This window comes from Paenibacillus sp. Marseille-Q4541, from assembly GCF_018310695.1.
Classification (GTDB): Bacteria; Bacillota; Bacilli; order Paenibacillales; family Paenibacillaceae; genus Paenibacillus.
On the sequence record NZ_JAGXCY010000011.1, the window covers coordinates 76,519 to 102,196 of the forward strand.

Annotated in this window: 20 protein-coding genes, 2 pseudogenes and 1 other annotated feature; of the genes and pseudogenes, 17 read left to right on the forward strand and 5 right to left on the reverse strand. The window is 41.2% G+C overall.

The annotated features are described in order from the left end of the window. Positions 1-213 precede the first annotated feature (213 nt). Both KFT32_RS13640 and KFT32_RS13645 read left to right on the forward strand, forming a co-directional pair. Positions 214-1,599: an MATE family efflux transporter gene (locus tag KFT32_RS13640; RefSeq protein WP_249435878.1), complete on the forward strand. Its 1,386-nt coding sequence runs from the start codon at positions 214-216 to the stop codon at positions 1,597-1,599. 46 nt (positions 1,600-1,645) lie between these two features. Then, positions 1,646-1,896: a binding site (T-box leader), on the forward strand. A 101-nt stretch (positions 1,897-1,997) separates the two neighbouring features. Next, the gene (locus tag KFT32_RS13645; RefSeq protein WP_211747770.1) at positions 1,998-3,554 is read left to right on the forward strand and encodes a 2-isopropylmalate synthase; all 1,557 of its coding nucleotides are present in this window, start codon (positions 1,998-2,000) and stop codon (positions 3,552-3,554) included. Between the two features lie 102 nt (positions 3,555-3,656). Here KFT32_RS13645 and KFT32_RS13650 read toward each other — a convergent pair whose 3' ends face one another. Beyond that, entirely contained in the window at positions 3,657-3,854 is a 198-nt protein-coding gene (locus tag KFT32_RS13650; RefSeq protein ID WP_349304909.1) for an ABC transporter permease family protein, read from the reverse strand. 207 nt (positions 3,855-4,061) lie between these two features. On the opposite strand from KFT32_RS13650, the gene KFT32_RS13655 reads away from it, so the two are divergent. Beyond that, positions 4,062-4,445 carry a hypothetical protein gene (locus KFT32_RS13655; RefSeq protein ID WP_211747772.1) on the forward strand — a complete coding sequence of 128 codons (384 nt, stop codon included), beginning with the start codon at positions 4,062-4,064 and terminating at the stop codon, positions 4,443-4,445. Positions 4,446-4,464: 19 nt separating this feature from the next. Here the strand turns inward: KFT32_RS13655 and KFT32_RS13660 are convergent, their stop codons facing one another. Then, positions 4,465-5,217: an SDR family NAD(P)-dependent oxidoreductase gene (locus KFT32_RS13660; protein WP_211747773.1), complete on the reverse strand. Its 753-nt coding sequence runs from the start codon at positions 5,215-5,217 to the stop codon at positions 4,465-4,467. 153 nt (positions 5,218-5,370) lie between these two features. Here KFT32_RS13660 and KFT32_RS13665 point away from each other — a divergent pair, with 153 nt between their 5' ends. After that, the gene (locus KFT32_RS13665) at positions 5,371-6,279 is read left to right on the forward strand and encodes a LysR family transcriptional regulator (RefSeq protein ID WP_211747774.1); all 909 of its coding nucleotides are present in this window, start codon (positions 5,371-5,373) and stop codon (positions 6,277-6,279) included. Between the two features lie 147 nt (positions 6,280-6,426). On the opposite strand, the pseudogene KFT32_RS27675 reads toward KFT32_RS13665, so the two are convergent. After that, positions 6,427-6,681 (reverse strand): annotated as a pseudogene (locus KFT32_RS27675) (hypothetical protein); the annotation flags it as partial. A 34-nt stretch (positions 6,682-6,715) separates the two neighbouring features. Continuing rightward, positions 6,716-7,897: an FtsW/RodA/SpoVE family cell cycle protein gene (locus KFT32_RS13675; RefSeq protein WP_211747776.1), complete on the reverse strand. Its 1,182-nt coding sequence runs from the start codon at positions 7,895-7,897 to the stop codon at positions 6,716-6,718. Positions 7,898-8,077: 180 nt separating this feature from the next. On the opposite strand from KFT32_RS13675, the gene KFT32_RS13680 reads away from it, so the two are divergent. The 6 genes and pseudogenes from KFT32_RS13680 to KFT32_RS13705 all read left to right on the forward strand — a co-directional run. Then, on the forward strand, positions 8,078-8,575 hold the full coding sequence (locus tag KFT32_RS13680; RefSeq protein WP_211747777.1) for a GrpB family protein: 498 nt from the start codon (positions 8,078-8,080) through the stop codon (positions 8,573-8,575). A gap of 133 nt (positions 8,576-8,708) precedes the next feature. Further along, positions 8,709-9,239 (forward strand): DinB family protein, encoded by a 531-nt coding sequence (locus KFT32_RS13685; RefSeq protein ID WP_211747778.1) that lies wholly within the window; start codon positions 8,709-8,711, stop codon positions 9,237-9,239. Between the two features lie 125 nt (positions 9,240-9,364). Beyond that, positions 9,365-10,828 (forward strand): carboxylesterase/lipase family protein, encoded by a 1,464-nt coding sequence (locus KFT32_RS13690; RefSeq protein ID WP_211747779.1) that lies wholly within the window; start codon positions 9,365-9,367, stop codon positions 10,826-10,828. Positions 10,829-10,946: 118 nt separating this feature from the next. After that, positions 10,947-12,305, forward strand: a complete 1,359-nt coding sequence (locus KFT32_RS13695) for an MATE family efflux transporter (RefSeq protein ID WP_211747780.1) — start codon at positions 10,947-10,949, stop codon at positions 12,303-12,305. A 219-nt stretch (positions 12,306-12,524) separates the two neighbouring features. Beyond that, entirely contained in the window at positions 12,525-14,588 is a 2,064-nt protein-coding gene (locus KFT32_RS13700; RefSeq protein WP_211747781.1) for a stalk domain-containing protein, read from the forward strand. 374 nt (positions 14,589-14,962) lie between these two features. Further along, positions 14,963-15,226, forward strand: a pseudogene (locus KFT32_RS13705) (GNAT family N-acetyltransferase); the annotation flags it as partial. A gap of 118 nt (positions 15,227-15,344) precedes the next feature. Here the strand turns inward: KFT32_RS13705 and KFT32_RS13710 are convergent. Next, a complete protein-coding gene (locus KFT32_RS13710; protein WP_211747783.1) occupies positions 15,345-15,443 on the reverse strand; it encodes a YjcZ family sporulation protein in 99 nt (32 codons plus the stop codon). A gap of 167 nt (positions 15,444-15,610) precedes the next feature. Here KFT32_RS13710 and KFT32_RS13715 point away from each other — a divergent pair, with 167 nt between their 5' ends. The 7 genes from KFT32_RS13715 (at position 15,611) to KFT32_RS13745 (ending at position 25,677) form a co-directional block, all read left to right on the forward strand. Further along, a complete protein-coding gene (locus KFT32_RS13715) occupies positions 15,611-16,720 on the forward strand; it encodes a threonine aldolase family protein (protein ID WP_211747784.1) in 1,110 nt (369 codons plus the stop codon). A gap of 177 nt (positions 16,721-16,897) precedes the next feature. Next, a complete protein-coding gene (locus tag KFT32_RS13720) occupies positions 16,898-18,058 on the forward strand; it encodes a glycoside hydrolase family 88 protein (protein WP_249435879.1) in 1,161 nt (386 codons plus the stop codon). A 108-nt stretch (positions 18,059-18,166) separates the two neighbouring features. After that, positions 18,167-19,396, forward strand: coding sequence for an aminotransferase class I/II-fold pyridoxal phosphate-dependent enzyme (locus KFT32_RS13725; RefSeq protein WP_211747785.1), 1,230 nt, complete (start codon positions 18,167-18,169; stop codon positions 19,394-19,396). 42 nt (positions 19,397-19,438) lie between these two features. Continuing rightward, on the forward strand, positions 19,439-20,242 hold the full coding sequence (locus KFT32_RS13730) for an endonuclease/exonuclease/phosphatase family protein (protein ID WP_211747786.1): 804 nt from the start codon (positions 19,439-19,441) through the stop codon (positions 20,240-20,242). Positions 20,243-20,393: 151 nt separating this feature from the next. Continuing rightward, positions 20,394-21,296: a macrolide 2'-phosphotransferase gene (locus tag KFT32_RS13735; protein ID WP_211747817.1), complete on the forward strand. Its 903-nt coding sequence runs from the start codon at positions 20,394-20,396 to the stop codon at positions 21,294-21,296. Positions 21,297-21,412: 116 nt separating this feature from the next. Continuing rightward, positions 21,413-21,799 carry a ribosomal maturation YjgA family protein gene (locus KFT32_RS13740; RefSeq protein ID WP_211747787.1) on the forward strand — a complete coding sequence of 129 codons (387 nt, stop codon included), beginning with the start codon at positions 21,413-21,415 and terminating at the stop codon, positions 21,797-21,799. Positions 21,800-22,041: 242 nt separating this feature from the next. Further along, positions 22,042-25,677: a response regulator gene (locus tag KFT32_RS13745; protein WP_211747788.1), complete on the forward strand. Its 3,636-nt coding sequence runs from the start codon at positions 22,042-22,044 to the stop codon at positions 25,675-25,677. The last annotated feature ends 1 nt before the right edge of the window (position 25,678 follow it).

A 25,678-nucleotide genomic window follows, 5' to 3' on the forward strand; every position in this document is an offset into this window, starting at 1 on the left:
TGATAATATACTCTGGCAGGGGAGGCACTGTGAAATGTAGTATTGTCATATGTATGCCCTTTCCGATGTATTGAAGGTTTTAAATTTATAATTATGAGTTCAGAAAATGATATTATAAATCCATTATACCAACTATAATTTGAAAAGTTAAAGCGCTTTATAATGAATTTATACTTGCATAGTTACTTTTCATCGGAGGTTGGAATACTAGATATGGATAACAAAAAATTTAGCCTGTGGGTGCTTGCATGGCCGATCTTTATTGAGTTATTTCTGCAGTTCCTTCTGGGTGCAGTGGATACCTTGATGGTCAGTCGTATTTCGGATGATGCGGTGGCTGTCGTCGGTTTCTCCAATCAACTATTTCAAGCGATGACGGTTCTCTTTACCACCGTAGCTAGTGGCGCAGGAATACTGATAGCACAGAAGCTAGGCTCAGATAAAAAGTTGGATGCACGCGTAATTGGAATTATGGCTTTTACCGTCACGACCCTTCTAGGTATCGTATGTAGTGTAGTTTTAATTGCTGCGCCAGAGTCCATTGCAACTGTTTTGCAATTACCAGATCATTTGCTATCGCTTGCAGGTATTTATATTTCTATTGTTGGTGGTGGGATGGTTCTGATTGCCATGATGGCAACGATGAGTACGGTCATTCGGAACACAGGTAATACGAAAGGTCCTATGTATGTTGCTCTCGGGATGAATGTCCTTCATGTGTTTTTGAATTATGCATTTATTTTTGGAGCATTTGGCTTTCCACAGTGGGGATTAACGGGTGTGGCTATATCTACCGTCGCGAGTCGCCTGCTCGCCGTTATCTTACTACTAATGATGTTCCTACGATCTTTTGATTACCGGATCAAATGGAGAGAGCTCGCCGTTTTTAATCGGCCCTTATTCGGGGAAATACTGAAAATTGGCTGGCCGCTTGGTGTGAACATGTCTTGTTGGGTATTCTCTCAGCTCATTATTTACTCGTTCATTGCGACACTCGGTGCCGCAGAACTTGCTGCCCGTACGTATATGAATACGCTGGAGTCGTTCTGTTTCCTGCTTGGATCTTCCATCGCGATGGCTGCACAGATCCAAATTGCCCATCTATTCGGGGCAGGTCGAATTCGGGAAGCCTATCGTAGTGCATATCGTGCGTTAGGGGTCGGAGCGATTTATGTGGTTGTAAACGCATTTATCCTTTTTATTTTTGGAAAACAGCTTCTTGGTCTATTTACGAATGATCAAACCATTATTGCGATTGGTGCTTCCCTGCTTGGGATGAACCTGATTCTACAGCCAGGCAAAATGCTGAATATGGCTCTTGGAAACTCGCTAAATGCAATCGGCGACACCAAATTTACGATGTATATTTCACTCGGTTCTATGTGGATCATCGCGACAGGAATGTCCTATTTTGTAGGAATTCATCTTGGCTTTGGCCTGATCGGAATCTATTCTTGTATGATCGCTGATGAGTATTTGAGGGGAATCTTATCTTATGTGAGATGGAGAGGTCAAAAGTATTTGCGTAAGGCAGAAACGATGGAGAAACAGCCATCTGAAGCTTTAACTATGGAATCAGCTACTGTGATTCAGGGTTGACAAAGGAAATGAATACCAATATACTTCCATTTAACCAATAGAAAATTCAAATGTGCTGATTAGAAATAGTAGAAGTGAGGAACTCTTTCAGAGAGCCGTTGGTAGGTGCGAAACGGTAGCAGGGATCACTTTGAACTCGTCTATGAACAGCTGCCTGAATATAGTAAGGTATGCCGGGTTTCCGCCGTTACAGGGATAGATGGTTATAGCCATCGAACAAAGATTGTTTCATATCCGTTCGTAAGTAATGGATATGAGATGAATTAGAGTGGTACCGCGGGTAACCCCGTCTCTATTACAGAGACGGGGTTTTTTTGTTTGCTAAATTCCGGGTTTAGCAAACCTCGTGTTCACATAAAATGGATTACATTCATATTTTCCTTGAGGAGGGAATCTTAATGACAAACCGTAATGTATTGGTACTGGATACGACCCTGAGAGATGGAGAACAAGTTCCTGGAGCGAAACTGAACACTTTGCAGAAAATTGAATTTGCGCAGCAATTGAAACGTCTTAATGTAGACATGATCGAAGCAGGTTTCCCTGCCTCATCCCAGGGTGACTTTCATGCGGTTCAGCAAATTGCCAAAAAAGTAGGAGATCAAATCTCCATCACTGCACTTGCACGTGCAGTGAAAAGCGATATCGATGCAGTCTATGAAAGTATTAAACTGGCACAGAATCCTTTCATCCATATCGTGCTTGGAACCTCAAATATTCATCTAGAGAAGAAATTTGCCCGCTCAGAGGATGCTGTCATGCAGATGGGTGTGGATGCGGTGAAATATGCGAAGACGCTGCTTCCAGAAGTGCAATATTCGACAGAGGATGCTTCACGGTCCGATTTTGAATACTTATGGAGAACGATTGAGGCAGTGGTCAAAGCAGGAGCGACGATCATTAACGTCCCTGATACGGTTGGTTATGCCGTTCCTGAACAATTTGGTGATTTGGTAAGAAGAATTAATGAACGTCTCAAGAATCTAAACGATAAAGTTATTCTAAGCGTTCATTGCCACAATGATTTGGGTATGGCAACGGCAAATACGCTGAGTGCAATTAAGAATGGTGCGGAAAAAGTGGAGTGTACAATCAATGGGCTGGGTGAACGAGCCGGTAACACATCTCTTGAAGAAGTCGTAATGGGACTCAAAGTGCGAGAAAACTTTTATGGCTGTTCGACCCGAATTCATACGAAAGAGATCTTGCAAACTTCCAGATTGTTAACCCATTTAACGGGGCTGGATGTCCAAGTGAACAAGGCGATTACGGGTGATAATGCGTTTGCTCACTCCTCTGGCATTCATCAGGATGGTTTGTTGAAAGATAAAAATGTATATGAGATTATGTCACCTGAGGAAGTGGGCGGAGAGAAGATGGAGCTCATACTCACTGCGAGATCCGGGCGGCATGCGTTTAAAAATGCGGTGGAGCGCATGGGATTTTCCGTATCCGACTCTGAAGAATTTGAATTCTTGTTCCAGCAGTTCATTACACTGGCGGATGCTAAAAAAGAAGTGTATGACCATGATGTGTTTTATCTGATTACTGAACATTTGAACAAACCGGAAACTAGAGGACATTTATATGAACTGACATCTTTCCAAGTTGTGACGAATGACCAGTATCCAACAGCCAGTGTTGAACTTAAAAGAGGGGCAGAAGTGCTGAGAGGAAGCTCAATCGGTGACGGACCTATCGATGCGTTATATAGCGTCATTAAAACATTAACAAATCTCGATGTTCAGCTAGTTCATTACAAAATAAATAGTATATCCAGAGGAAAAGAAGCGGTTGGGCGTGTGCATCTCCAGCTCACCTATGAGGGGAAAACTTACACCGGGCGAGCCATGGATACGGATATCATTAAGGCAAGTGCGATCGCTTTTATTAACGGCATCAATGCAGCTATCTTAGATCAAGCTGAGGTTTCGGAGGATTTAGTAGAACAATAGGAGCCATCGTGCGAAGGCATCAAATGAAGTAAGAGTTGAATCAGGCACTTGAAGAGAAAAGACCACCTCATTCGATGAATGAGGTGGTCTTTAGAGCAAGGATTACCCTTTTACTGCACCCGCCGTGATCCCTTTTGTCATCTGTTCTGTGAACAAGAGGTAGATCAGAATGGTCGGCAGCGCAATTATCGTCATGACAGCAAACTGAGCTCCATAGTTAGAAGAATACTCTCCGGCAAATTTCATGATCGAGAATGGAATTGTCTTTATATCCTCGCTTGTCAGAAACGTGTTCGCCATAATGAATTCATTCCAAGTACTAATAAAATTCAGCACGCAGATTGTAGCGAGTGCAGGTTTTGTGATTGGGAAGATGATTTTAAATATCACTCCGAAAATGCCGAGTACGGCAGGATCAATGTAAATAGATTATTTAACATATCCAGTTTGTTAAACAGGATAAAGTTAGGCAGCAGTGTCGCATGGATTGGAATAATCATACTCAGCATGACAAAAGCTAGGAAAAATCGAGGGATAATTCCTGCAAAAGAAGCTCTACTTGACATAGAGTGGTTTGAAGAAGTAGAACAACATATATTTGATGATCTTCGACATGGAAGTTATGAAAAAGCACTTGATTTGGTTGATAGCTGGCTTGACATGTTTAAGATGAACTCTTATCTTAGTAAGCAAGAAGTCCATCTTAGAGCAACTCCGTTTATGGTGAGTCTTCAGCGTATTGCTAAAGAACATCGAATGGTTGTATTTGAGTGGAAGAATGAACTCGTTAAAAGTGGACTGGAGTCACCCCATCCCAGTATAAAGCGAATATACATTAGCAAGATAAATGAAAAGATGACCTTCGGAAGACCGAAAGTCATCTTTTTTTAATCGAATGAGGGGAACCCTTTTATTTAAAGGAAGCATAACCTTGGTCAGCCATTACTACGCTGCCGTTAATTGAATCCGCGTCTTCTAAGGAAACGAGATATACGGTTTTAGCAACAGTTTCGGGTTGAGTCAATTGACCGCCCATTACTTTACGAGCCATTTCATCAGCTAGGCCTTGATCTTTGTAACCTTGAATAATTGGAGTGTCAACGGCGCCTGGAGCTACGGCAACGACACGAATACCAAATTGTGCAAGTTCTAATGCAGCTGATTTACTCATCATAATAACGGCACCTTTGGTTGCATGATAAGCGAACGTACCTGGAGAAGCAAGGAATCCAAATACGGAAGCGGTATTAATAATAACACCTTTGGAACCAAGTTCTCTCATTTTTTTGCTCGCTGCTACAATACCGTGTGCTACCCCGTGTTGATTGACATTAATGATACGGTGGTAGGAGTTCCAATCAAGGTCAGCAACAGGAGTCGGTGTTCCAATCCCAGCATTGTTGAACATCACATCAATACGACCGTACATCCCAACCGTTTGTTCTATGAGGGATTCTACGCTCTCGTAATTGGACACATCAACCTGAATAAATGTAGCTTCACCGCCGTTTTTCTCTATCATTGCAACGGTTTCTTTACCGCCAGTCTCGTTAAAGTCGGCAACAACGACACGGTCTCCTTTTTTAGCAAAAACAAGACTGGTTTCACGGCCGATTCCACTCGCTCCACCTGTAATAACGGCAACTCTTTTTTCGTTACTCATCCTAATAACCACCTGCAATGGGTATAGTTTGTGAAATAGATCATTGCTTTTGTTTAGCTTAGATTCAGTATATACTCATTATAGTGTTAATCATATTTAAAGTATTTGAACCATAGTTAATTTATACTTAAGTTTAATCCAAAGGGAGGATTTATGAATTTCGATCAACTTTTATATATATCGGAGACAGCCAAAACAGGCTCTCTTACAAAAGCAGCCGAATCTTGTAATGTTACATTATCTGCAGTCAGCCAGTCGATTACGAGTCTGGAGAACGAATTAGGTTTTCCTTTGTTCAAAAGATCTCGTGCAGGAGCCGTTCCAACAGAGGATGGAAAACGAATCTTATCCAAAGCATACCGGGTGCTCGATGCATTTGATGAACTGAAGAAAGAAGCCCAGGACCGTTCTGAGCAGCTTACAGGTGTAATTAGACTTGCGACGATTCCACTTCCAACGTTGATCTATACCGATGCAATTATTGATTTTAATAAAAAATTTCCTGATGTCACGCTTGAATTATTTGAGATGGGCACACATGATATCATTCAAGAGATTAAAGCGGATCGTCTTGACGTGGGACTTATTATTTTTGAAGAAGAGCTTACCAAACAGCATAGTTCCTTACTTTTTGGTAAGCTTATTAAGCAGCACATGGTTGTTGGAGTAAGTAGGCAATCTCCACTCGCCCTACAGAATTCCATTACGCCAGAAGAAATTTTGAAGTATCCGGTTGTATTATATAAAGACGAACTTCTGCAGAAATTTTACGAGGATCTACAGCAAACTTATGGGAAAGGTCATTTGTTATTTTCAACAAATCAGACCTCTGTCATCCAGAAAATTGTTCGAGAAGATGTTGCTATTACGATTGGTTTTGACTTGTCATTTAGCAAACATGCAGATTTCTCTAGCACTGAAATCGTAACCTTACCTCTCGCGATTCCAGAGATGTCTTCCTCTTATGTGGGATGGGTGCAGCCGAATAAGAGAAATATCCCGAAGCAGGTATCGATTTTCCTAAATCGTTTAGCTAATCAATACCGTCCACTTAACAAGTGAGAAGGTTCGAGTCATTGCAGGAACACGGATATAACGAAATTGGTAGAAGACGTAGAACTATGGAATTGGCACAGTTGAAGCTAATAAGCTGAACGAAGGGACACGTAGAACGTGTCCCTTTTATGATGGATGCTTTTAAGGTCAATTTTAATATATAGTGCGATACATCAGCCAAAAAAGAAACATAATGAACGTAAACATGATAGCAATTACGAGCAAAATAAGGAATATTACATGATTATTGGATGCCCGGTTATACTTCCACTCCTTGTAGGTGCGGAAACCATAAAAAGTGGATAGCAAGAGACCTATGATTGGGTTTGCTTGGTTTGAAGCGCTTCTCATCCATATAATTACTAATATTATGATAATCATAGATGAAATCCATAAGGAGGCTTTTCGGCCTTCTGTTTCGGTTAAGCTTCCTTTTCAATAATCAGTTTACGGTAGCACTTAAGTTTTTGCTGGGCTGAAATACCTCGTCTGATTCGCCATCATTTACTCGAATACTGAGTACAATGCCGATGCATAACATATTAATAATGAGGGAGGAACCTCCATAACTAAGAAAAGGTAACGTAATCCCTGTTAAAGGCATAAGACCGATAAACATTCCAACATTCTCGAAAATTTGATAGATGAACATTGCGATAACACCAATAATCAGAATTGGACCTTCTTTGTTTACACTTTCCAAGGCAATACATATGAGTCGATAGATAAGAATGAAATAAAGAAATAACAACAGAGATAAACCTAAAAATCCAAACTCCTCCGCCGCTACCACAATAATGGAATCCGAGTAGGTATACGGAACATAACCTGCTTGGACCATTGAGCCTTGCATATACCCTTTCCCAAGCAATCCTCCGGAAGCGATCGCAAGTTTGGCATTATTCGTATGATAAGAAGCATCTTTGCTTGCGGATTCTGGCATAAGCCATGGATCAATTCGATCAAGCCAGTGTCCTTTTTCTGTTTCAGATAAGTAGGCGGCAATTTGATCGTGAAACGTAATATAAGACTTCAGTCCACCTACCATGATTGCTGCCATCAGTAAAAAGATAATAAGTGCGTGCGTATTTTTTATATTCCCCATCCATAACATACCGATCAAAATGACAATATAACTGAGTGCATTCCCCATATCATTTGTTTTTAGAACCAAGAGAAAGGGCAGCAGCGTTACTAGCGAAACGGGGATAATATTTTTCCAGAAGGTCAGTTCATGTTTCTGCTTCGCGAGGATTCCGCCGACACTAATAATAAGTATGATTTTAAATACCTCAGCAGGTTGAACATTGAATAAATAAGGAATTGAGATCCAACCTCTAGATCCATTGATGACCTTGCCGAAGAATGTAACATACATAAGCAATAAAATTCCTGCTCCATAAATATACCAATAATATTTCAGGATTAATTTGTAGGGAAATAAAGCAGTGATGATTAAAGCTGCAAAACCTAGCAGGTAATAATAGAACATTTTTAATTCTGATCCAGCAAACTCTTCCAGTTTATATTGAATTCCACTATGTATCAAAAGAATGCTGGAGATCATAAAAAAACAAAGGATGCAGATGATCGGTGCATCTACTTTTTTTATTTTCAAAAACATCTAACTCTAACACTCCCTTCCCTGATCCCCTCTTGTCGGTTACTAGATTATAGAATATAACGTCATTATTTACCAATTTAGAAGGAGTATCTCACTCTTACTTAGAATGTTTGATTATCCGGCTATTCGTTTAAATTGATAGAATTCATTGCTATTCTTTATTTCAGAGGAGGAAGCATTATGGAAACTGTGAGTTTTGCAAGGAATGAATATAACGATAAGGCCATAGAACTATATTGGCAGGAAAATGAGAAGATGAAGGAACGACTTCCGCATGCAGACATTCAGCATGTAGGAAGTTCGGCAATCCCTGGCACGCTAACTAAAGGTGACGTTGATATTCAGGTTCGAGTACAGAAGGAAGAATTTGAAGAAGCGGTTTGTGTACTGAATGCTTTATATCAATTGAATGAAGGAAGCGTGCAGACCTCCTCTTTTCGTTCTTTCTATACGAATGATACGATTCTGCCACTTGGAGTTCAGCTGACCGTATGTCATTCTGAATTTGATGTTTTCCATAAGTTCCGGGACGTACTATTAATAAATGAAGGGTACCGAGAGCAATATGATCAGTTGAAAGCTTCCTTTGACGGAAAAGACATGGAAAGTTACCGGAAAGCCAAACAACATTTTTTCGAGCAGTTGAAGAAAACACCGGAGTATAAAAATTTGGGGTGAAAAAGGTGGGTTCAGCTTTCTTTTGCCTACGTACGCCAGCTCACTCTTCTTGGTCATCATGGAACCGCCTTTCAACAAGCGGCTACAATGAATGCTCTCATTCGGAATATGAAAATGAATCGGAGGAATAAGTATGGTACAGTTTAGCGAAATCATCCCTTATATGGACGGGGTAAGAAATCAATTGCTTGAAGTGTTAGATTCTTTCGGGCCTGACGAGAAAGATCTTAGAGAAGTAAAAGAAGGCTGGAGTGTTACCGAAGTAATCGACCATCTTGGAAAGATTGAAGCAATGATCCAGTATCAATTGGGAAAGGCCCTTGTTGCTGAACCGATTCTTCCGTCTGAACCTTTGAGCGAAAAGAAAACGGATGTTATGGATATTGTTAAAGAGAGCGGTATTATTGAAAAAAAGTTAGAATCGCCAGCACCTGCTAGACCTAGTGGTCAGCTGAGCTATGAACAGGCGATAAATAAGCTGAATGAGATTCGAGCTGTATCGAAACAAATCATTCATCAGCTTGGAGAACGAAACACGAACGATTTGAAATATCCTCACCCTGCTGGCTTTGAACTAAATGCCAATCAGTGGGCACATTTTATTGCCTATCATGAAATTAGACATATTGGCCAATTGCAAAGAATACGTAAAGCAAATCAATAAATTACGGCAATATGACGAGGGCACAAGTTCAGAGTACAGGGTGTAACTAATGATTTACATCGTAATCCATTTGTACATCTCATTGAACAGTGCTTTTTGTTATGACAGGAAGGATGAATACGAAGATGAGAGAGCTTCAAGTAAGTACTAAATATGGTGTGCTAAAAGGACAAAATATAAATGGAGTATCCGTCTGGAAGGGAATACCTTATGCCAAACCTCCAGTAAACGAGCTGCGTTTTGAAGCTCCTGAACATCCTGATATTTGGGAAGGAGTCAAAGAGGCTTTTCAATTTGGGCCAGAGAGTATTCAGCCAAGAATGGAAGATGGTTTATTCAGTATTCCCGGTTATAAACCGGAGGAGTCAGAAGACTGTCTTTATCTAAATGTGTGGGCACCCGAACATGATTCAGGTAAGAAGCTGCCTGTTATGGTATGGATACACGGAGGGGCATTTGTTACCGGGTCAGGCAGTACTCCGTTCTATGATGCAACACAATTCGTGAAGCGCGGAGAGGTTATCGTCGTGACGATTAACTACCGTCTGGGACCTTTTGGGTTTATGCATTTATCACCGCTTGGTGAATCTTTTATATCCAACGCTGGCCTACTTGACCAGATTGCAGCATTAGAATGGGTGAAAGACAATATTGCTGTTTTTGGAGGCGACGGGGACGCAGTTACCATTTTCGGTGAATCTGCAGGAAGTATGAGCATCGCTGCTCTGCTAGCGATGCCAAAAGCAAAAGGACTATTCAAACAGACAATCATGCAAAGCGGTGCCTCGCAGCATTTATCCGCAGAACAAGCGGCTCAGGTCACTGCTGGAATGCTGGAGACCCTCGGTGTCAGTTCTGCAGAGGTACACCAACTGAAAACCTTACCAGCTGAGCAAATTTTAGCTGCAGGAGAACGGCTAAAACAACAGACGGGTGCAGGCCTTGCTTTGCTGTTTGAGCCTGTCGTGGATCAAGCGACACTTCCGAAATCTCCTATTCAAGCGATCGAGGATGGGGATGCAGGTGGTGTCCGGCTCCTTATCGGAACGAATCTTGACGAAGGAGCTTTGTTTATCCGTCCAGACACTCCTATCGTTCATGATGACGATATCGTGAAAGCTATGGAACTGATGACTGGGATCAGGGATGAACAAGGAATTGCTTACCGCTATCCCAAAACAACCGATGGCCAGGCACAGCTGATGACGGATATTTACTTCTGGCGTTCTTCCGTCCTGTTTGCGGCGGCACAGACGGAACATGCCCCAGTGTATATGTATCGTTTTGATTGGGCACTAAATGGTCATCCACTATTGAACAAGGCTATTCATGCAGCTGAAATCGTCTTTGTATTTAACAATCTACACCTCCTTAAATCGATGAAGATCATCCCAAATGACTCTATGCAAAAACTGGCGTACCATATGCAGGATGCTTGGATTGCCTTTGCAAAAGGAGAATCACCAGACCTGAAGGACCTGATGTGGCCTCCCTACACGAAAGAGGAGAGGTCTACTATGATCTTCAATACGGCGACGAAAGTGGTGCAAGATCCAGATCGTGAAAAAAGAGTGCAATTTGGCATATAAGAAAACTACAACAGCCTCTTAATGAAATGATTTCATTAGGGGGCTTTTATTTGTAAAAATATGTGTTAGAATACCACGAGATACCAAGAGATTCATAGTACATAGCTAAGGAGAAACCATGAAAGATTTAACGAAGGGCAATCCAATTAAATTGATCATCGCGTTCACCATTCCGCTAATCATCGGTAATCTTTTCCAACAGTTTTATAATATGGCGGATACGTTTATTGTAGGTCGAACGATCGGTGTGAACGCACTTGCAGCGGTGGGTTCTACGGGAAGCATCCTGTTCTTTGTAATCGGGTTCGTACAAGGGATGACAGCTGGTTTATCGATTGTCACAGCACAGAGATATGGGGCAAACGACATTACAGGGATACGAAAAAGTGTGGGGGCCAGCATGATCATTAGTGCTGTATTTACAATCTTTCTCACGATTATAAGTGTTATCTTTACGAAGCCAGTGTTGATCATGATGAAGACTCCTCCAGAAATTATTGACGATGCTTATCGATATCTCATTGTCATCAATTGGGGGATAGGTGCTGCCGTCATGTTTAATTTATTGTCCAATTTATTGCGTGCGCTTGGCGATAGCAGAACACCGCTTCTCTTCCTGGTTATCGCTAGTGTGGTGAATGTTGCGCTCGACTTTCTTTTTATTCTCGTATTTAACATGGGTGTAGCAGGTGCAGGCCTTGCTACGGTCATCGCTCAGCTTACCGCAAGTGTGTTATGCCTTTACTATATCCATAAAAGGATTCCTCTGCTTCAATTTAAGAATGCAGATTGGAAAATGAACAAGAAATTAATTAAAGAGCATTTAACGATTGGTTTTCCCATGGGATTTCAAGCATCGATCATTGCAATTGGAGCCATTATACTTCAAATTACGCTAAATGGACTGGGTTCCGCGTCAGTTGCCGCTTATACCGCAGCCCAGAAGATTGATATGTTAGCCACACTTCCCATGAGTTCATTTGGTGTTACGATGGCAACCTTCGTAGCTCAAAACTATGGAGCAGGCAAGTTGGATCGAATACGCCTTGGCGTTAGACAGTGTATTTGGGTATCCGGGAGTTTCAGTGTAGTTGTCGGCATACTCGTCATATTATTTGGACCAGCGGGTGTAGGGCTATTTGTAGGCGCTGATCAAGAAGAAATATTATCCTTATCACGGCTTTATTTTATATCGAATGGAAGCGCCTATCTGCTGCTCTCCTTACTGTTCATATATCGGTTTACATTACAAGGACTTGGTCAGAGCATGATTCCGACTGTGGCGGGAATTATGGAACTTGCAATGAGAGTAGTTGCAGCCATATTCTTAACCGCACAAATTGGTTTTCTTGGCGCAAGTCTCGCCAATCCCCTTGCTTGGATAGGAGCCGTTATTCCACTAGGAATCGCTTATTATGTAAGTATGAAGAAACTAATGAAATTGCCGCAAGAGGAAGTAAGGACGATACACGTATAGCAGTTAGCGTTGAAAGGAACGAACGATTTTTGTTTGTTCCTTTTTTATTATTGAGTGCTTAATTTAGGAGAATAAAATAAATAAATAGAGAGTTTTTTGGAACATATTGTAGACTAACCTATTTTTATACCATTTAATTAGAAACTTTTTCCGGTAATGAGCGTCTAATAGTAGATGCATTCGAAGAGAATAGAAAATAGAATCAAAAGGAGTCTAAGCATGAAACTGAAGAAACTATCAATGCTGACCGTTTTAGCTTTGTCCCAGGTGGCAACAGCGATTCCGGTAAGTGCAGAGGCAAGTACTACTGTCTATCCTAACGCAACTGTATCACAGGAAGTATATAGTGAGGATAATGCAGCAGAAACAGCCGAGACAACAGAAACAAAGGAAACAACGGTAACGAATCAAGCAGCACCGACCGATCTCATTCTTTATTTTAACAGTACCAAAATGGAACAAGGTGGAGTTACTTATAACGCTCCTCAGCCGATGCAAGTAAAAAAAGGAGTATCCTACGTTCCCATTCGTGCCCTTGTGGATCGTGTAGGTTACAAAGTAAGCTACGACAAGAAAACGAAGGAAACGGTCATTGTTAGCGGTGTGAATGAACTTCGTTTCAAGACAGACAGCAGCAAATACACCGTAAATGGCGTTACTAAAACGATGAAAGGTACTTCCTACCAGACGAAAAATACATTTATGGTTCCTCTGACCGCGATTACAGCGGCTTTGGATATTAAATATAAAGTCGATAACGTAGGCAAAAGAGTCATAATGAATCTGGCGACTAAGCCCGTTGCCAAGTTCACAATTCAGCCTGGTGAGATTATGGCAGGACAAACGGAAGTTACATACACCACAGAATCCTCCTCTCCGCAAGGATTACCCATTGTAGATGAACGATGGGAAGGGAAACAGGATGTTTTTGCAACAGCAGGAAAGTACACAGTTTCTTATTCCGTTCAGGATTCCAACGGTACATGGAGTGATCCATATACAGTAACGATCGAAGTGAAACAGCCTAATCTTCCACCAGTCGCTATATTTACAACGGATAAAGAAGAGTACAAAATGGGTGAATTCATTACGATTACGGATCAAAGTACAGATGACGGAAAAATTGTAAAACACGATTGGAATAACAATGCTTATGCATTTTTCACTCCGGGTCCAAAAACAATTAGTCTTACGGTAACCGACGATAGTGGCCAAACTGCATCCTATGAAAAGACGATTGTTGTTACTAGCGATACACTCTACAGTCAAGATGAGTTTAACCGTATGTTTTTGCCGGCTGGCGAAAAATTTGTATTTGATGGATCAGCAGTTCCTTCATGGCCGAAAGTTGCCTACACTTATAATGATGAGCCAAGCACATTGATTCGTAGTAACAGCCCAGAGACAGTCAACACAGAAGGTATTGTATACCAAGAAACAGCTGTGGGTAACACTCGATTCATGATTCACCATGTGAACAATGTAGGCAAAAATGTAAAAATGTACGTTGTTGCTACCAACACGAACTTTACACCAGCCACCATCAAAACAGAAAACCTTGGTTTTGCGGGCCCGAGCCCAATCGCGACTGCAGCGGGTAAATCTTCTGTTGAACGTTATTTCCAGTCCATGCAAGATGGAAGTAAACGTTCATCCGTAACGCTGGCACCTGGCGAAAGCAAGCTTGTTATGACTGAACTGAATCAATCTGTGATGAAACCAGGTGGCGTTATCTCGTTATTCTCGGATATGAGCAGTGATTATCCGATACAATACAATGTCATTATGATTGATGAAAAGCTGGATCCTTTAGCTGTTCTTGATAAGTTGCCAATTCTTGATCGAGATGGCGTTCACAATCGCGGAACGTATCCGAATTCCACACGTGTTATTCGTTATTCAGAACCTGTAGGAGCAATTTCGCAGCGTCTTCCTTTGGGTGATAATCAAGATGATCCAAACCTTACCGGAATGGATCCAATGATGGGTGTAGAAGCATCCAATGCAGGTAACTTTGGTGTCTTATACAAAATTACACTGGATCGCGTCGCACCAAATACATTAATCTCCTTTAACCCACGTGGAGGAAAGTACTCTGGTTATGCGATGGTAAATGGAGACATTACTGCTATCTATTCCAAAGGTCAAGTCAGCGCTCCGAATGAGCAAGCGGTTCTGTATCGTACCGGTGATTATGAGCAAAAAGTAGAAATTTTGTTGACAGCTGCACCGGGAAGTAACCTTCCTGTCAATTTGCTGTTTACACAAATGCCGAAAAAATAAAGGTATCAAAAAACAAGCGTTCTCTTTACTACAGAGGAGACGCTTGTTTTATTTTGAGGTAACGCCAAGAAGTTCAAGAGCTAGTCTTACATTTTCGTTTTCTTTGTGATCTGTAGGTAATAGGCGTATAAATGGTTCACTGGTGGGCTGGTTTAGTGCAGCATTCTCTCTGCATAAGGCAGGATGGATATCCCCGCTTTACATATACATAGAAATGCTTCTAATTGACCTGTATCCATCTTTTGTCTCCTGTAATCGATAAAATGAATGAGAGTAATACATAAGATTCGTTATACGAATTATAGTCTTTGAAGTATGATTACGCTAGAAAAAGATAGGAGGCGTTTAGATGAATCTTACGTTAACGATAGAGGTTACATAGAGCAGAAATTGCTAAACTGATGACACATCCGCTGTCTCGAAGACAAGGAATAGGCCGCACCTTAATGAAGAAGGCTGAAGAACTTGCTTTGAAAGAGAATAGATCTCTGTTAGTGCTCGATACAAGAGAAGGTGATCCGTCGAACGACCTCTACTTGTCACTTGGATATATTGCTTCGGGAATGATACCTAAGTTTGCGAAGTCTGCAAACGGCGATATGGATGCTACGGTATTCTATCATAAAATAATTGATTAAATTCTATTTATGTACTTTATAGTAAAGAACACCAGAAGCTTCGAGAACCAGAATAAGATAATTTCGATTGAACTGGTTCACAAGCTTCTGGGTTAATAGCAATGAGGTTATTTACTGATTACCACGAAAAAGCCTTAGAGATGATAACAAGCAAAATGAACAAAACAAGAATAGCTGCTGTGCTGGTCCAAACTCCACCACCGTAACCTTCGCTCATGTAGTTCACCCCCTTCATTATTTCTAACCTATTCTATGCATCTGACAATTCGAGGGTTTGAGCGTTTATCATAGGTTGTGAAGAACAGGTAGTTATTCCTATGTAATTTATTTATTATGAAAGAGACGATAGATCATTGCGCTAATACTATAGGGAGGTTTCGTCAAATGAATACTAAACATCTTTCTCTACCTGAAGCATATGCTGAGACAACGTACCCTTTGGGAGGTCATTCTGGCAGAAGTGTACAGATGCTTACAGATGCACTGAAACAGATAGATGCAAGCATACAAAGTGACAAGTATGGCGGTGGCCCAATCATTGAAGATTTTGAACGGAAAATGGCAGATTATTTAGGAAAAGAATCTGCTGTATTTTTTCCTAGCGGCACGATGGCCCAGCAGATCGCACTCCGCATATGGTGTGATGAAAAACAGATCAAAAGGGTAGCTTATCATCCGCTATGCCATCTTGAAATTCATGAGGAAGATGGACTTAAGGAACTTCATCATATTGAATCTATTCTCCTTGCCGATGAGCTCCGGATCATTACACTCGAAGATGTACATAACATGCCTGATGATATAGCCTGTTTGCTGCTTGAACTTCCTCAAAGAGAAATAGGAGGAGTGCTCCCGACCTACGAGGAACTGGAGGCAATCTCCTCATACTGTAGATCCAAAGGGATAAAGCTACACCTTGATGGAGCAAGACTTTTTGAAGTAATGCCATACTATCAGAAGACAGCTGCTGAAATCTGTTCTTTATTCGATAGTGTGTATGTCTCTTTTTATAAAGGAATCGGAGGCATTGCGGGTGCGATCCTCGCAGGAGAAACGGAATTCACGATTCAATCGAAGGTATGGAAAAGAAGGCACGGCGGAGATTTGATTAGTCTTTATCCTTATATTATTAGTTCTGATTATTATTTTGATATGCGGATTGGCAAAATGGAATCTTATTATAAGGCTGCTGTTGAACTGGCTGGCTTGTATCAAACCTGTAAAGGAGTAACAACAAAGCCTGAAATCCCTGTGTCCAATATGTTTCATCTTCATTTTCTTCAACCAATGGAGAAGGTGGAACCTCTTCTTATGGAAGTTTACGAACAATCCGGTGTCGGGTTGGTACCTTATCTAAAGGTAGTAAACGAGGAAGAGTGCTCCTGTGAAATGACGATGGGCGATCGTTATCTGGAGACACCGAGTGATAAAGTACAGTTAGCTATTCAATTGTTACATGAGAAGATGAAGGTTCTCTTTGAGGGTCAAAAGTAGTATGAAAAATAAAGTGCAAAATACCGTCCCTTTAGGTGACGGTATTTTTTTCGGTTGATATCCTTCAGAAACGCCCCCCCTTTTTTCACTATTCATGTTAGAATTTAGAAGGGAAAGAGAGCGGTTACATTATTCATCTCATATGTTCAATTTAGAGTAGAAGGAGTGTAATATAAAATGACCAAAACGATGAAGGATCAGATGAATTCTGCAAATGCTAAAGTATGGGCTGATACTGCCTTTCAAAAAACGGTTGAAAAAGCACTCATTACCACAAAGCGAATTGGTGCAAACTTCCCTCATGCGAGTCAAAAGGGTACCTATGTACTTGAAGATCCTGCATGGTGGACGGCTGGATTCTGGCCAGGTTTATTGTGGGTTCTATATGAAGGAAGCGGGGAAGAAACATTTCGCAACATTGCAGAACAATGTGAGGAGCAGCTGGACAAAGTACTGGATGGTTATGATCGTCTAGACCATGATATCGGATTTATGTGGACCTTGACCAGCCTGGCTAACTACAAGCTACAAGGTGGTGAGGTATCACGTCGGCGCGCATTCAAAGCTGCGAATTATTTAATGGCAAGGTTTAATTTGAAAGGAAATTACATAAGAGCTTGGAATCCGTGGACACCGCAAGAGTCTAACACGGGACTAGCTATAATTGATTGCTCTATGAATGTGCCTCTACTCTACTGGGCTTCTCGGGAAAGTGGGGATCCAAGATATGCACATGTTGCTAATGCACATATGAATACAGTGGTAGATCATTTCATCCGGCCTGATGGATCTGTTCGTCATATTGTGCGGTTTGATCCAGATACAGGGGAAGTCGCTGAATACATCGGTGGCCAAGGATATGCACCAGAATCAGCTTGGTCACGAGGTAATGCATGGGCACTATATGGTCTTGCTCTTACATATCATCATACGGGAAATTCCTTATACTTGAACGCATCCAAACAAACGGCTCACTTCTTTCTTTCACAGCTTCTGGAAGACGCTGTTCCAGCCTGGGATTTCCGTGCACCAGAGGAGTCCAGGCATCTCAAAGATTCTTCAGCAGGGGCATGTGCCGCTTGCGGGCTGTTACTTTTATCCACACTAGTTCCTGAATCGGAGGGGGCAACTTACCAGCGTGCGGGTGAGCGTATCTTAGAGTCACTCTATACCAGCTATAGTACATTTGATCATCCTGAGGAAGAAGGTTTGATTATGCACGGTACAAGTCATTATCCTCATCAGCAAAATGTAGATGTTCCTTTAATCTACGGGGATTATTTTTTTGTAGAGGGTCTCGCTAGGCTGAAAGGCAATCATCATATTTTTTGGGAATAGAAGATTTTGAGTTGTAAGGATATAGTAAGAGTCAGAGGAATTGTATGATTTTACCTCCGGCTCTTTTTTGCATGTTATAATTGGAAAAAAATAAAAGGTGGAGTCCTCATGACGATACATACTGAACATACTCACCGCACATGGCGCGCTACAAAATTGGACCATCTAGGTTCATCCATTTTTGCAGAAGTGGCAAGCTGGAAAGAGGAAGCAAAGACAAAGGGTAAGGATATTATTGACTTAGGTATAGGCAGTCCTGACCAAGGACCGTCTCTCATCATACGAGAGTCGTTAAGCAGGGAAGTCCTGAAAGAGGAGAACTACGCTTACCCCAAATCAAGCGGAAGTGAATCATTTCTAAACAGTGCAGCGAAGTGGATGTCCCACCGCTTTCAGGTAAAGGTTAATCCGAATACGGAAATCGTATCCTTGATGGGTTCACAAGATGGACTCGCTCATCTGGCTCAGGCAATCTGTAATCCAGGGGATCTCGCTATGGTTCCAAACCCTGGGTATCCCATTTATGCTGGTTCACTCGCTATTGCAGGGGTAAGACCCTTTGAAATTCCGCTTAGGGAACAAAATGATTTTATGCCGGACCTTGAATCTATTCCTGATGAAATATGGGATGAGGCTGTATTTATTTTGCTAAGCTTTCCTGGCAACCCCATTGCAGCCCCAGCAGATCAGCATTACTTTGAGAAGTTAATAGCCAAAGCGAAGAAGTGGAATGTACTCATTGTGCACGATATGGCTTATTCGGAGATGGGGTTTGATGGTTATGAGCCGATGAGCATTTTAAGTGTACCGGGAGCCATGGACATCGCTGTTGAGTTCCATTCCTTCTCCAAAAGTTTCAATATGGCAGGCTGCCGAATTGGTTTCCTTGTTGGTAATGAACAGGCTATTCAGTCTCTAAGAGATTTAAAAGGAAATATCGATTACGGCGTTTTTGAACCGGTTCAACAAGCGGCAATCACGGCTTTAGAACATGCCATATCCGAGGGAGAAGATTATGTTGGTGTTGCCCCTCTATACGAAGCACGCCGTAATGTGTTCATTGATTCTCTTGCTAATGAAGGTTGGGAGATTCCGAAACCTTGCGCAACGATGTTTTTATGGGCGGCACTTCCGGGGCCATTTCGTGAACAACCGAATCGATGGAACTCGCGTTCTTTTGCTAGGGAACTACTGCTCCATAGCGGGGTAGCTGTCATTCCTGGAGATGCGTTCGGTACGGAAGGCGAAGGTTATGTACGTATTGCACTTGTACAGGATCAGCAGCGTTTAGAGGAAGCTGCAAGAAGAATCGGACAATTTATACGTAGCTACAGCTAAAATTTTTTTGGATGATCAAACTTAAGATAGAGGTGCTAACTTATGAATCATACAATGATGACATTTAACCTTCGGTATAACGAACCACGGGATGGAGTCAACAGCTGGCCAAATCGAGTTAACCAGGTAGCGGAAGTGATCTCATCCCATAAGGCATCCGTCATTGGTACGCAAGAAGGGCTATATGAAATGCTAAATCAACTTCAAAGCAACTTACCTGGATATGCTTGGCTGGGCAGCGGCAGATTGGGTGGGGAAAAGGATGAGCATTGTGCCGTTTTGTATAACACGTTGCTGCTCGAAGCACTAGAGGATGGACAGTTCTGGTTGTCTGAAAGCCCTGATCAAGCGGGATCTATCAGCTGGAATAGTGGTTGTCCGCGGATTTGTACGTGGGTTCATTTTCGTGAAAAGGACACGGGATCGGAATTTGTTTTTTACAATACGCATTTGGATCACCTTAGTCATGAGGCAAGAATGCAAGGAGCGAAGCTTCTGACGAAAGAGATTCAACAGCAACAGGAAGGTAAGTATCTTCCAATCATCTTAACAGGAGATTTCAACAGTACACCTGATGATCAAACCATTCAATTTTTGAGAGGAGAACTAGATCTATCAGGTGAGCGGTCGCAGTTAAAAGATACGTTCCTTTCAACCCACAGTAAAGAAAATATCGGAGGCACGTTCCATGATTTCAAGGGAGGAACAGATGGAGAACTTATTGATTATATTTTCGTGAGCCAAGATTGGGATGTTCATTCCGTGCTCGTCGATAGACGATCATTTGAAGGACGGTATCCATCCGACCATTATCCCGTTGTAGCGAACCTCTCTATGAAAAGCTAAGATGAATTACTCATCCATATACTTCCGCATTACTGAAAGAGGCTGTCTGGTAAGGTTTATTTTAAGAAAAGTCTCTACCTTTCCCTTATGAGTAGCAATATTTAAAATAAGGGTAAGGGGTAGTAAAGGAGTGATTGCTGTGAATGAAAGTATAGATGGAAAAAGAATCCAAATCGAAGAACTGGCTAAGAAGCACGGTATTCGAGTGAAGCGCGAAACTTTAAAATTTAATGAATCAGGGATGGATTTTCAAGTCGTATACGGGCAGGATGAACAAGGGAATGAATGGGTGCTTCGGATTCCAAGACGAGATGACGTCATGCCAAGAACGGTTGTAGAGAAAAGAGCGTTAGATCTCCTTCAATCCATAAACCTGAATTTTGAGATTCCGAACTGGTCCGTCTATGAGAATGATCTTATCGCATATCGAAAGCTGTCGGGCACACCAGCTGGAACCATTGACCATCATATTCATGATTATATTTGGGAAATGGATGAAAAGCATGTTCCAGACGCCTATCATAGGTCGCTAGGACATATCCTAGCGAAACTTCACAAGATACCCAGAACAGAAGCGGCAGGAGCCGGGTTGGCAGTGCATACTTCGGAAGAAGTTAGGTCACTTATGGCGGAACGAATGGACGTGGTTAAGAAACAATACGGAGTAGTCGATTCGCTCTGGAATAGATGGCAAGCTTGGATTAATAACAAAGAGATGTGGCCGTTAGAAACAGGGCTTATTCATGGAGATATTCATGCTGGTCATACATTGATTAATGCTCAAGCAGAAGTGACAGGTCTGATCGATTGGACAGAAGTGAAAGTAACGGACTGTTCAAGGGACTTTATTTTTCATTACAAGGCTTTTGGAGAGAAAGATCTTGAGAGGCTTATTAAGCATTATAAAGAAGCGGGTGGTTATACCTGGGCTTTAATGAAGGAACATATTATAGAACTGGTTGCCAGTTATCCAATTGATATTGCGGAATATGCCCTGCTTTCTGGTTCCAAAGAAATGGAGCAAATGGCGATAGACGCTCTTTATAATAAGTAATCAGTAGGGTATGATGTGAGAATCCTGAATATAGGGTTCTTTTTTTTGTTTTAATGGTATATCAACTTTTTTGATAGATATCGTTCTATATCATTGAATAGAGGGGGGCATTTCATATGAAAAGAATCATCATTGGAATGACTTGTATCCTAATTATTATGTTAGGATTAACTTTTCGTTCAATACCATTTATCGGTGATTTTTTATGGGCTGTACTCATTTTCTTTTTGTTCTCATTTGTTTTCTTACATGTTCCCCGTCTTTATAAACTATGGATACCTTTATTGTTTTGTTATGTAATAGAGTTCTCTCAGTTATATCATGCACCGTGGATCAATATGCTTCGTGAAGATGCTTTTCTCCAGTTGATCTTAGGTCATGGCTTCTTCGGTGTGTCCGATCTAGTTGCTTACACTTTAGCGATTGTTATATCCTATATTGTTAGCGGGCTAATTAAACAGAGGTGGGAATCTAAACCGCAGGATAACATTATAGAAATATAGACATAACGGTAATTTTTAAAGTAGACTAAAAAGAGAGGCAACATGACAATGCGTGGTTAGGAAGAAAATAATTAGTAGTCATATAAAATATTCGTTCAAGTCTCTCTATTCTAACAGGAAGAATCCTTACACATTTCTTGGATTCTTTTTTTTGTGAGTTTGTTTGCGATCCGTATGTAAGATTTCTTTTACTTTATTGGAACTATGTAAGAACGCTTTATTAAACGGAGGAGAAGTGAAAGATGTTTAACAAACCGAAATTTACAATCGGCGCTAAAATTATGATTGGTTATTTCATTATACTCGTATGCCTCGGTACCTCTATTTTTTTATTGGCCAACCGGATTTCATCGATGCAATACGAAATGAATTTTATTGTTGATCATGACATTGAGGTACATAATCTGACCAATAAGATTGAGAAGAACGTGCTGGATATGGAAACAGGTCAAAGAGGGTTTGCATTAACAGGCGATGAGAAGTATTTAATTCCATATGAATCGGCTAGGTCTGCATGGGAATCAGATTACAAAAATTTGTATGAGCTGATCACAGATAATCCAAGTCAACAAGATGAGCTCAATAAGATTAGAGAGAATATTAAAGAATGGATTGAGACTGCTGGGCAACCTGTGATCACAATGAAGAGACAAAACCAGAATCAAGAGGTTATTGCATTTTACGAAGCAGATCCAGGTAAGCAAATAATAGATCAATTACGGCTACAACTTGATGATTTTCGAAATACAGAAAAAAACCTAACCAAGATTCGTATAGCTGATTTAGATCAAAAGAATGCGGAATTTAGAATCGTACTATACGTAGCTTTATTTATTTTGATCGTTCTATCTGTAGTGTTGTCTACTTTCATCTCCAGATCGATTGTACAAACTATTAAACAAGTTATATCCGCTATAACGGATATTGCTTCTTCAGAAGGAAGTCAAAAGTCAAAACGGATCAATGTAAAAAGCAAAGACGAGATAAGGGATCTGGGTGAGGCAACCAATCGATTGCTCGAACGCCATGAGAACGAAAACTGGCTGCAGACAAGCATTGGGGAAGTAGCTGTATCTTATCAGGGAGCATCTGAATTATCAGATCTTTCGCATGCTTTCACAACAAAAATTGCTCACTTGTTAGAGGCATCCTATGGGGTCTTCTATCTTCGTTCAGGGAATTACTTAATAAAGACTGCATCCTATGCAGCTTCTGGACCAGAAGCGGGTACGGAACAATTCCAGATGGGTGAAGGGTTAGTAGGACAAGCAGCTCTTGAGAAGAGAATAATAACGCTGGATTCGGTTCCTGACGATCATGTCAGAATTGCAACTGGACTTGGATATTCCGCGCCAAATAGTATTTTGATCATCCCGATTGAGTACAAAGGTGAAGTTCAGGGTGTGATCGAATTCGCTTCGTTACATCCATTTTCTGATCTTCAACTGAAACTTGTAGATCAGATCAGAAGTACGATAGGAATTGCCATTAACAGTGTGCTATCTCAAATGGAAGTGAAACGTCTACTAGAGGAATCTCAGGTGATGTCAGAGGAACTCCAAGTTCAAACTGAAGAACTGAAGACCCAGTCAGAGGAGCTCATTTCACAACAAGATGAGATGAAGGCGTCCAATGATTCCTTGAAGCGCTCAGAAGAACGTTTACAACGCCAGCAAGAAGAACTGGAGCAAAATAACCTGGATCTGACACAACGTACAGAGCAAGTAGAAGCACATATGCGCAAAATCGAAGAAATTAAGGAACAAATAGAGAAGCAAAATTATGTTTTGGAGAAACAGGCTTCGGATTTAATTACAGCTTCCAAGTATAAGTCCGAATTCCTTGCCAATATGTCACATGAACTGAGAACACCGCTTAATAGTTTGCTTATTTTATCTGAAATTTTGATGAGCAACAAGGAAGGGAATTTGACGACGAAACAAGTTGATTTTTCTCGGACGATTCATTCCTCAGGTAATGATCTGCTTCGTCTCATTGACGATATTCTTGATCTATCCAAAGTTGAGGCTGGTCAAATGAAAGTAGAAATGGAACCCGTACTTCTTGACGATCTGAAAGAAACCTTATGGCGTAGTTTCCAGCCTGTGGCGCTTAAGAAGCAAATTGAATTCCATATTCATATGGAAGAAAATCTTCCTGATTCGATCATTACTGATTCGCATCGTTTACAGCAGATATTAAAAAACTTATTATCCAATGCGATTAAATTTACTAGCAACGGTTCAGTAACTTTAAGTTTGAGCCGTACCCATCACACAATTCCTTTTGTTGAGCATTCCACCCAAAGTAATATGATTACGTTCACTGTTGAGGACACGGGAATTGGGATTCCACTTGATAAAAGAGACACCATTTTCGAAGCGTTTCAACAGGCGGATGGATCAACGAGCCGCAAATATGGTGGCACGGGTCTCGGTCTGACCATTAGCAGAGAACTCGCTTCCTTGATCGGTGGTTATATCGAATTCGATAGTGTGGAAGGCAAGGGGAGCACATTCACTTTGTATGTTCCAGAATTACAGACTGCAGGCCATGTTACTTCACAGGAGATTGCTGTGTCAGATACGGTGCAGGTGGAAAGTAAGGTTTCGGAAAATGTGCTGGTTCCTCATATTGAAATTTCCAATCCGGATTTACTGAGCGATGAGGATTTGAAAGACGACCGTCATCATCTTGCGCCAGGAGATCGAGTCATTCTGATTATTGAAGATGATGAGAATTTCGCTGAAATTATGCTGGATATCGCGCGTTCCCGCAATTTCAAAGGGATTGTAGCATTGCAGGGAGATAAGGGGCTAGCTCTTGCACATGCTTATAAACCAGATGCCATTATGTTAGACATTCAGCTCCCTGTTATAGACGGTTGGACGATTCTGGAAAGAATAAAACAACATCCTGAACTCCGCCATATACCGGTCCACATCATATCGGTAGTTGATGAGTCTAAGCAAGGCCTAACAATGGGGGCAATGGCTTATCTGAAAAAACCAGTAAACAAAGACCAGATCGAAGACGCTCTGAGTCAGATTGAATCGTTTATTAATCGGGATCTAAAACGCCTGCTTATTATTGAAGATGATGATGTGCTCAGGGAAAGTATGGTTGAACTGATTGGACATGACGATGTTGCTATCACTGCGGTATCGACTGGGGCAGAAGCTTTGAGAGAGCTGGACAGAGAGCATTTTGATTGTATGGTTATGGATTTGGGACTATCCGATATTTCAGGTTTTGATCTGCTTGACCAAATTCGCCGGAATGAAAATTTGAAACAGCTGCCGATTATTATCTATACGGGTAAAGAATTAGACATGAGAGAAGAAATTGAACTTAAAAAATATGCAGAGAGCATTATTGTGAAAAATGTAAAATCACAAGAACGTCTATTTGATGAAACTGCTTTGTTCTTGCACCGGGTTGAAGCTAATTTGCCGGAAGATCGCCGCAATATTCTGAAAAAATTATATAATAATGAAGATGCATTAGAAGGAAAACGAATTCTACTTATTGAAGATGATATTCGTAATATTTTCTCACTTGTGAGTGTACTTGAATCATACAATTTAAGTGTCACTTTTGCGGAAAACGGCCGGGAAGCTTTGGAAGTACTGAAACAAGATCCGAATTTTGATCTGATACTCACCGATATTATGATGCCGGAAATGGACGGTTATGAGACGATGAGGGCGATTCGTTCTATGGAGGAATTCCATTCGCTTCCGATTATTGCTCTCACCGCAAAAGCAATGAAAGAAGACCGTCAACGTTGTATTGATGCAGGTGCTTCCGATTATATTAGCAAACCAATTGATGTAGAGAAACTGCTTTCCCTACTGAAAGTATGGCTATACACATAGA

Bases quoted from the DNA above. Each gene is read 5' to 3' on its own strand.
- KFT32_RS13640 (WP_249435878.1), top strand. From the start codon at position 214: ATGGATAACAAAAAATTTAGCCTGTGGGTGCTTGCATGGCCGATCTTT.
- KFT32_RS13645 (WP_211747770.1), top strand. From the start codon at position 1,998: ATGACAAACCGTAATGTATTGGTACTGGATACGACCCTGAGAGATGGA.
- KFT32_RS13650 (WP_349304909.1), bottom strand. From the start codon at position 3,854: ATGGCGAACACGTTTCTGACAAGCGAGGATATAAAGACAATTCCATTC.
- KFT32_RS13655 (WP_211747772.1), top strand. From the start codon at position 4,062: ATGACAAAAGCTAGGAAAAATCGAGGGATAATTCCTGCAAAAGAAGCT.
- KFT32_RS13660 (WP_211747773.1), bottom strand. From the start codon at position 5,217: ATGAGTAACGAAAAAAGAGTTGCCGTTATTACAGGTGGAGCGAGTGGA.
- KFT32_RS13665 (WP_211747774.1), top strand. From the start codon at position 5,371: ATGAATTTCGATCAACTTTTATATATATCGGAGACAGCCAAAACAGGC.
- KFT32_RS13675 (WP_211747776.1), bottom strand. From the start codon at position 7,897: ATGTTTTTGAAAATAAAAAAAGTAGATGCACCGATCATCTGCATCCTT.
- KFT32_RS13680 (WP_211747777.1), top strand. From the start codon at position 8,078: ATGGAAACTGTGAGTTTTGCAAGGAATGAATATAACGATAAGGCCATA.
- KFT32_RS13685 (WP_211747778.1), top strand. From the start codon at position 8,709: ATGGTACAGTTTAGCGAAATCATCCCTTATATGGACGGGGTAAGAAAT.
- KFT32_RS13690 (WP_211747779.1), top strand. From the start codon at position 9,365: ATGAGAGAGCTTCAAGTAAGTACTAAATATGGTGTGCTAAAAGGACAA.
- KFT32_RS13695 (WP_211747780.1), top strand. From the start codon at position 10,947: ATGAAAGATTTAACGAAGGGCAATCCAATTAAATTGATCATCGCGTTC.
- KFT32_RS13700 (WP_211747781.1), top strand. From the start codon at position 12,525: ATGAAACTGAAGAAACTATCAATGCTGACCGTTTTAGCTTTGTCCCAG.
- KFT32_RS13710 (WP_211747783.1), bottom strand. From the start codon at position 15,443: ATGAGCGAAGGTTACGGTGGTGGAGTTTGGACCAGCACAGCAGCTATT.
- KFT32_RS13715 (WP_211747784.1), top strand. From the start codon at position 15,611: ATGAATACTAAACATCTTTCTCTACCTGAAGCATATGCTGAGACAACG.
- KFT32_RS13720 (WP_249435879.1), top strand. From the start codon at position 16,898: ATGACCAAAACGATGAAGGATCAGATGAATTCTGCAAATGCTAAAGTA.
- KFT32_RS13725 (WP_211747785.1), top strand. From the start codon at position 18,167: ATGACGATACATACTGAACATACTCACCGCACATGGCGCGCTACAAAA.
- KFT32_RS13730 (WP_211747786.1), top strand. From the start codon at position 19,439: ATGAATCATACAATGATGACATTTAACCTTCGGTATAACGAACCACGG.
- KFT32_RS13740 (WP_211747787.1), top strand. From the start codon at position 21,413: ATGAAAAGAATCATCATTGGAATGACTTGTATCCTAATTATTATGTTA.
- KFT32_RS13745 (WP_211747788.1), top strand. From the start codon at position 22,042: ATGTTTAACAAACCGAAATTTACAATCGGCGCTAAAATTATGATTGGT.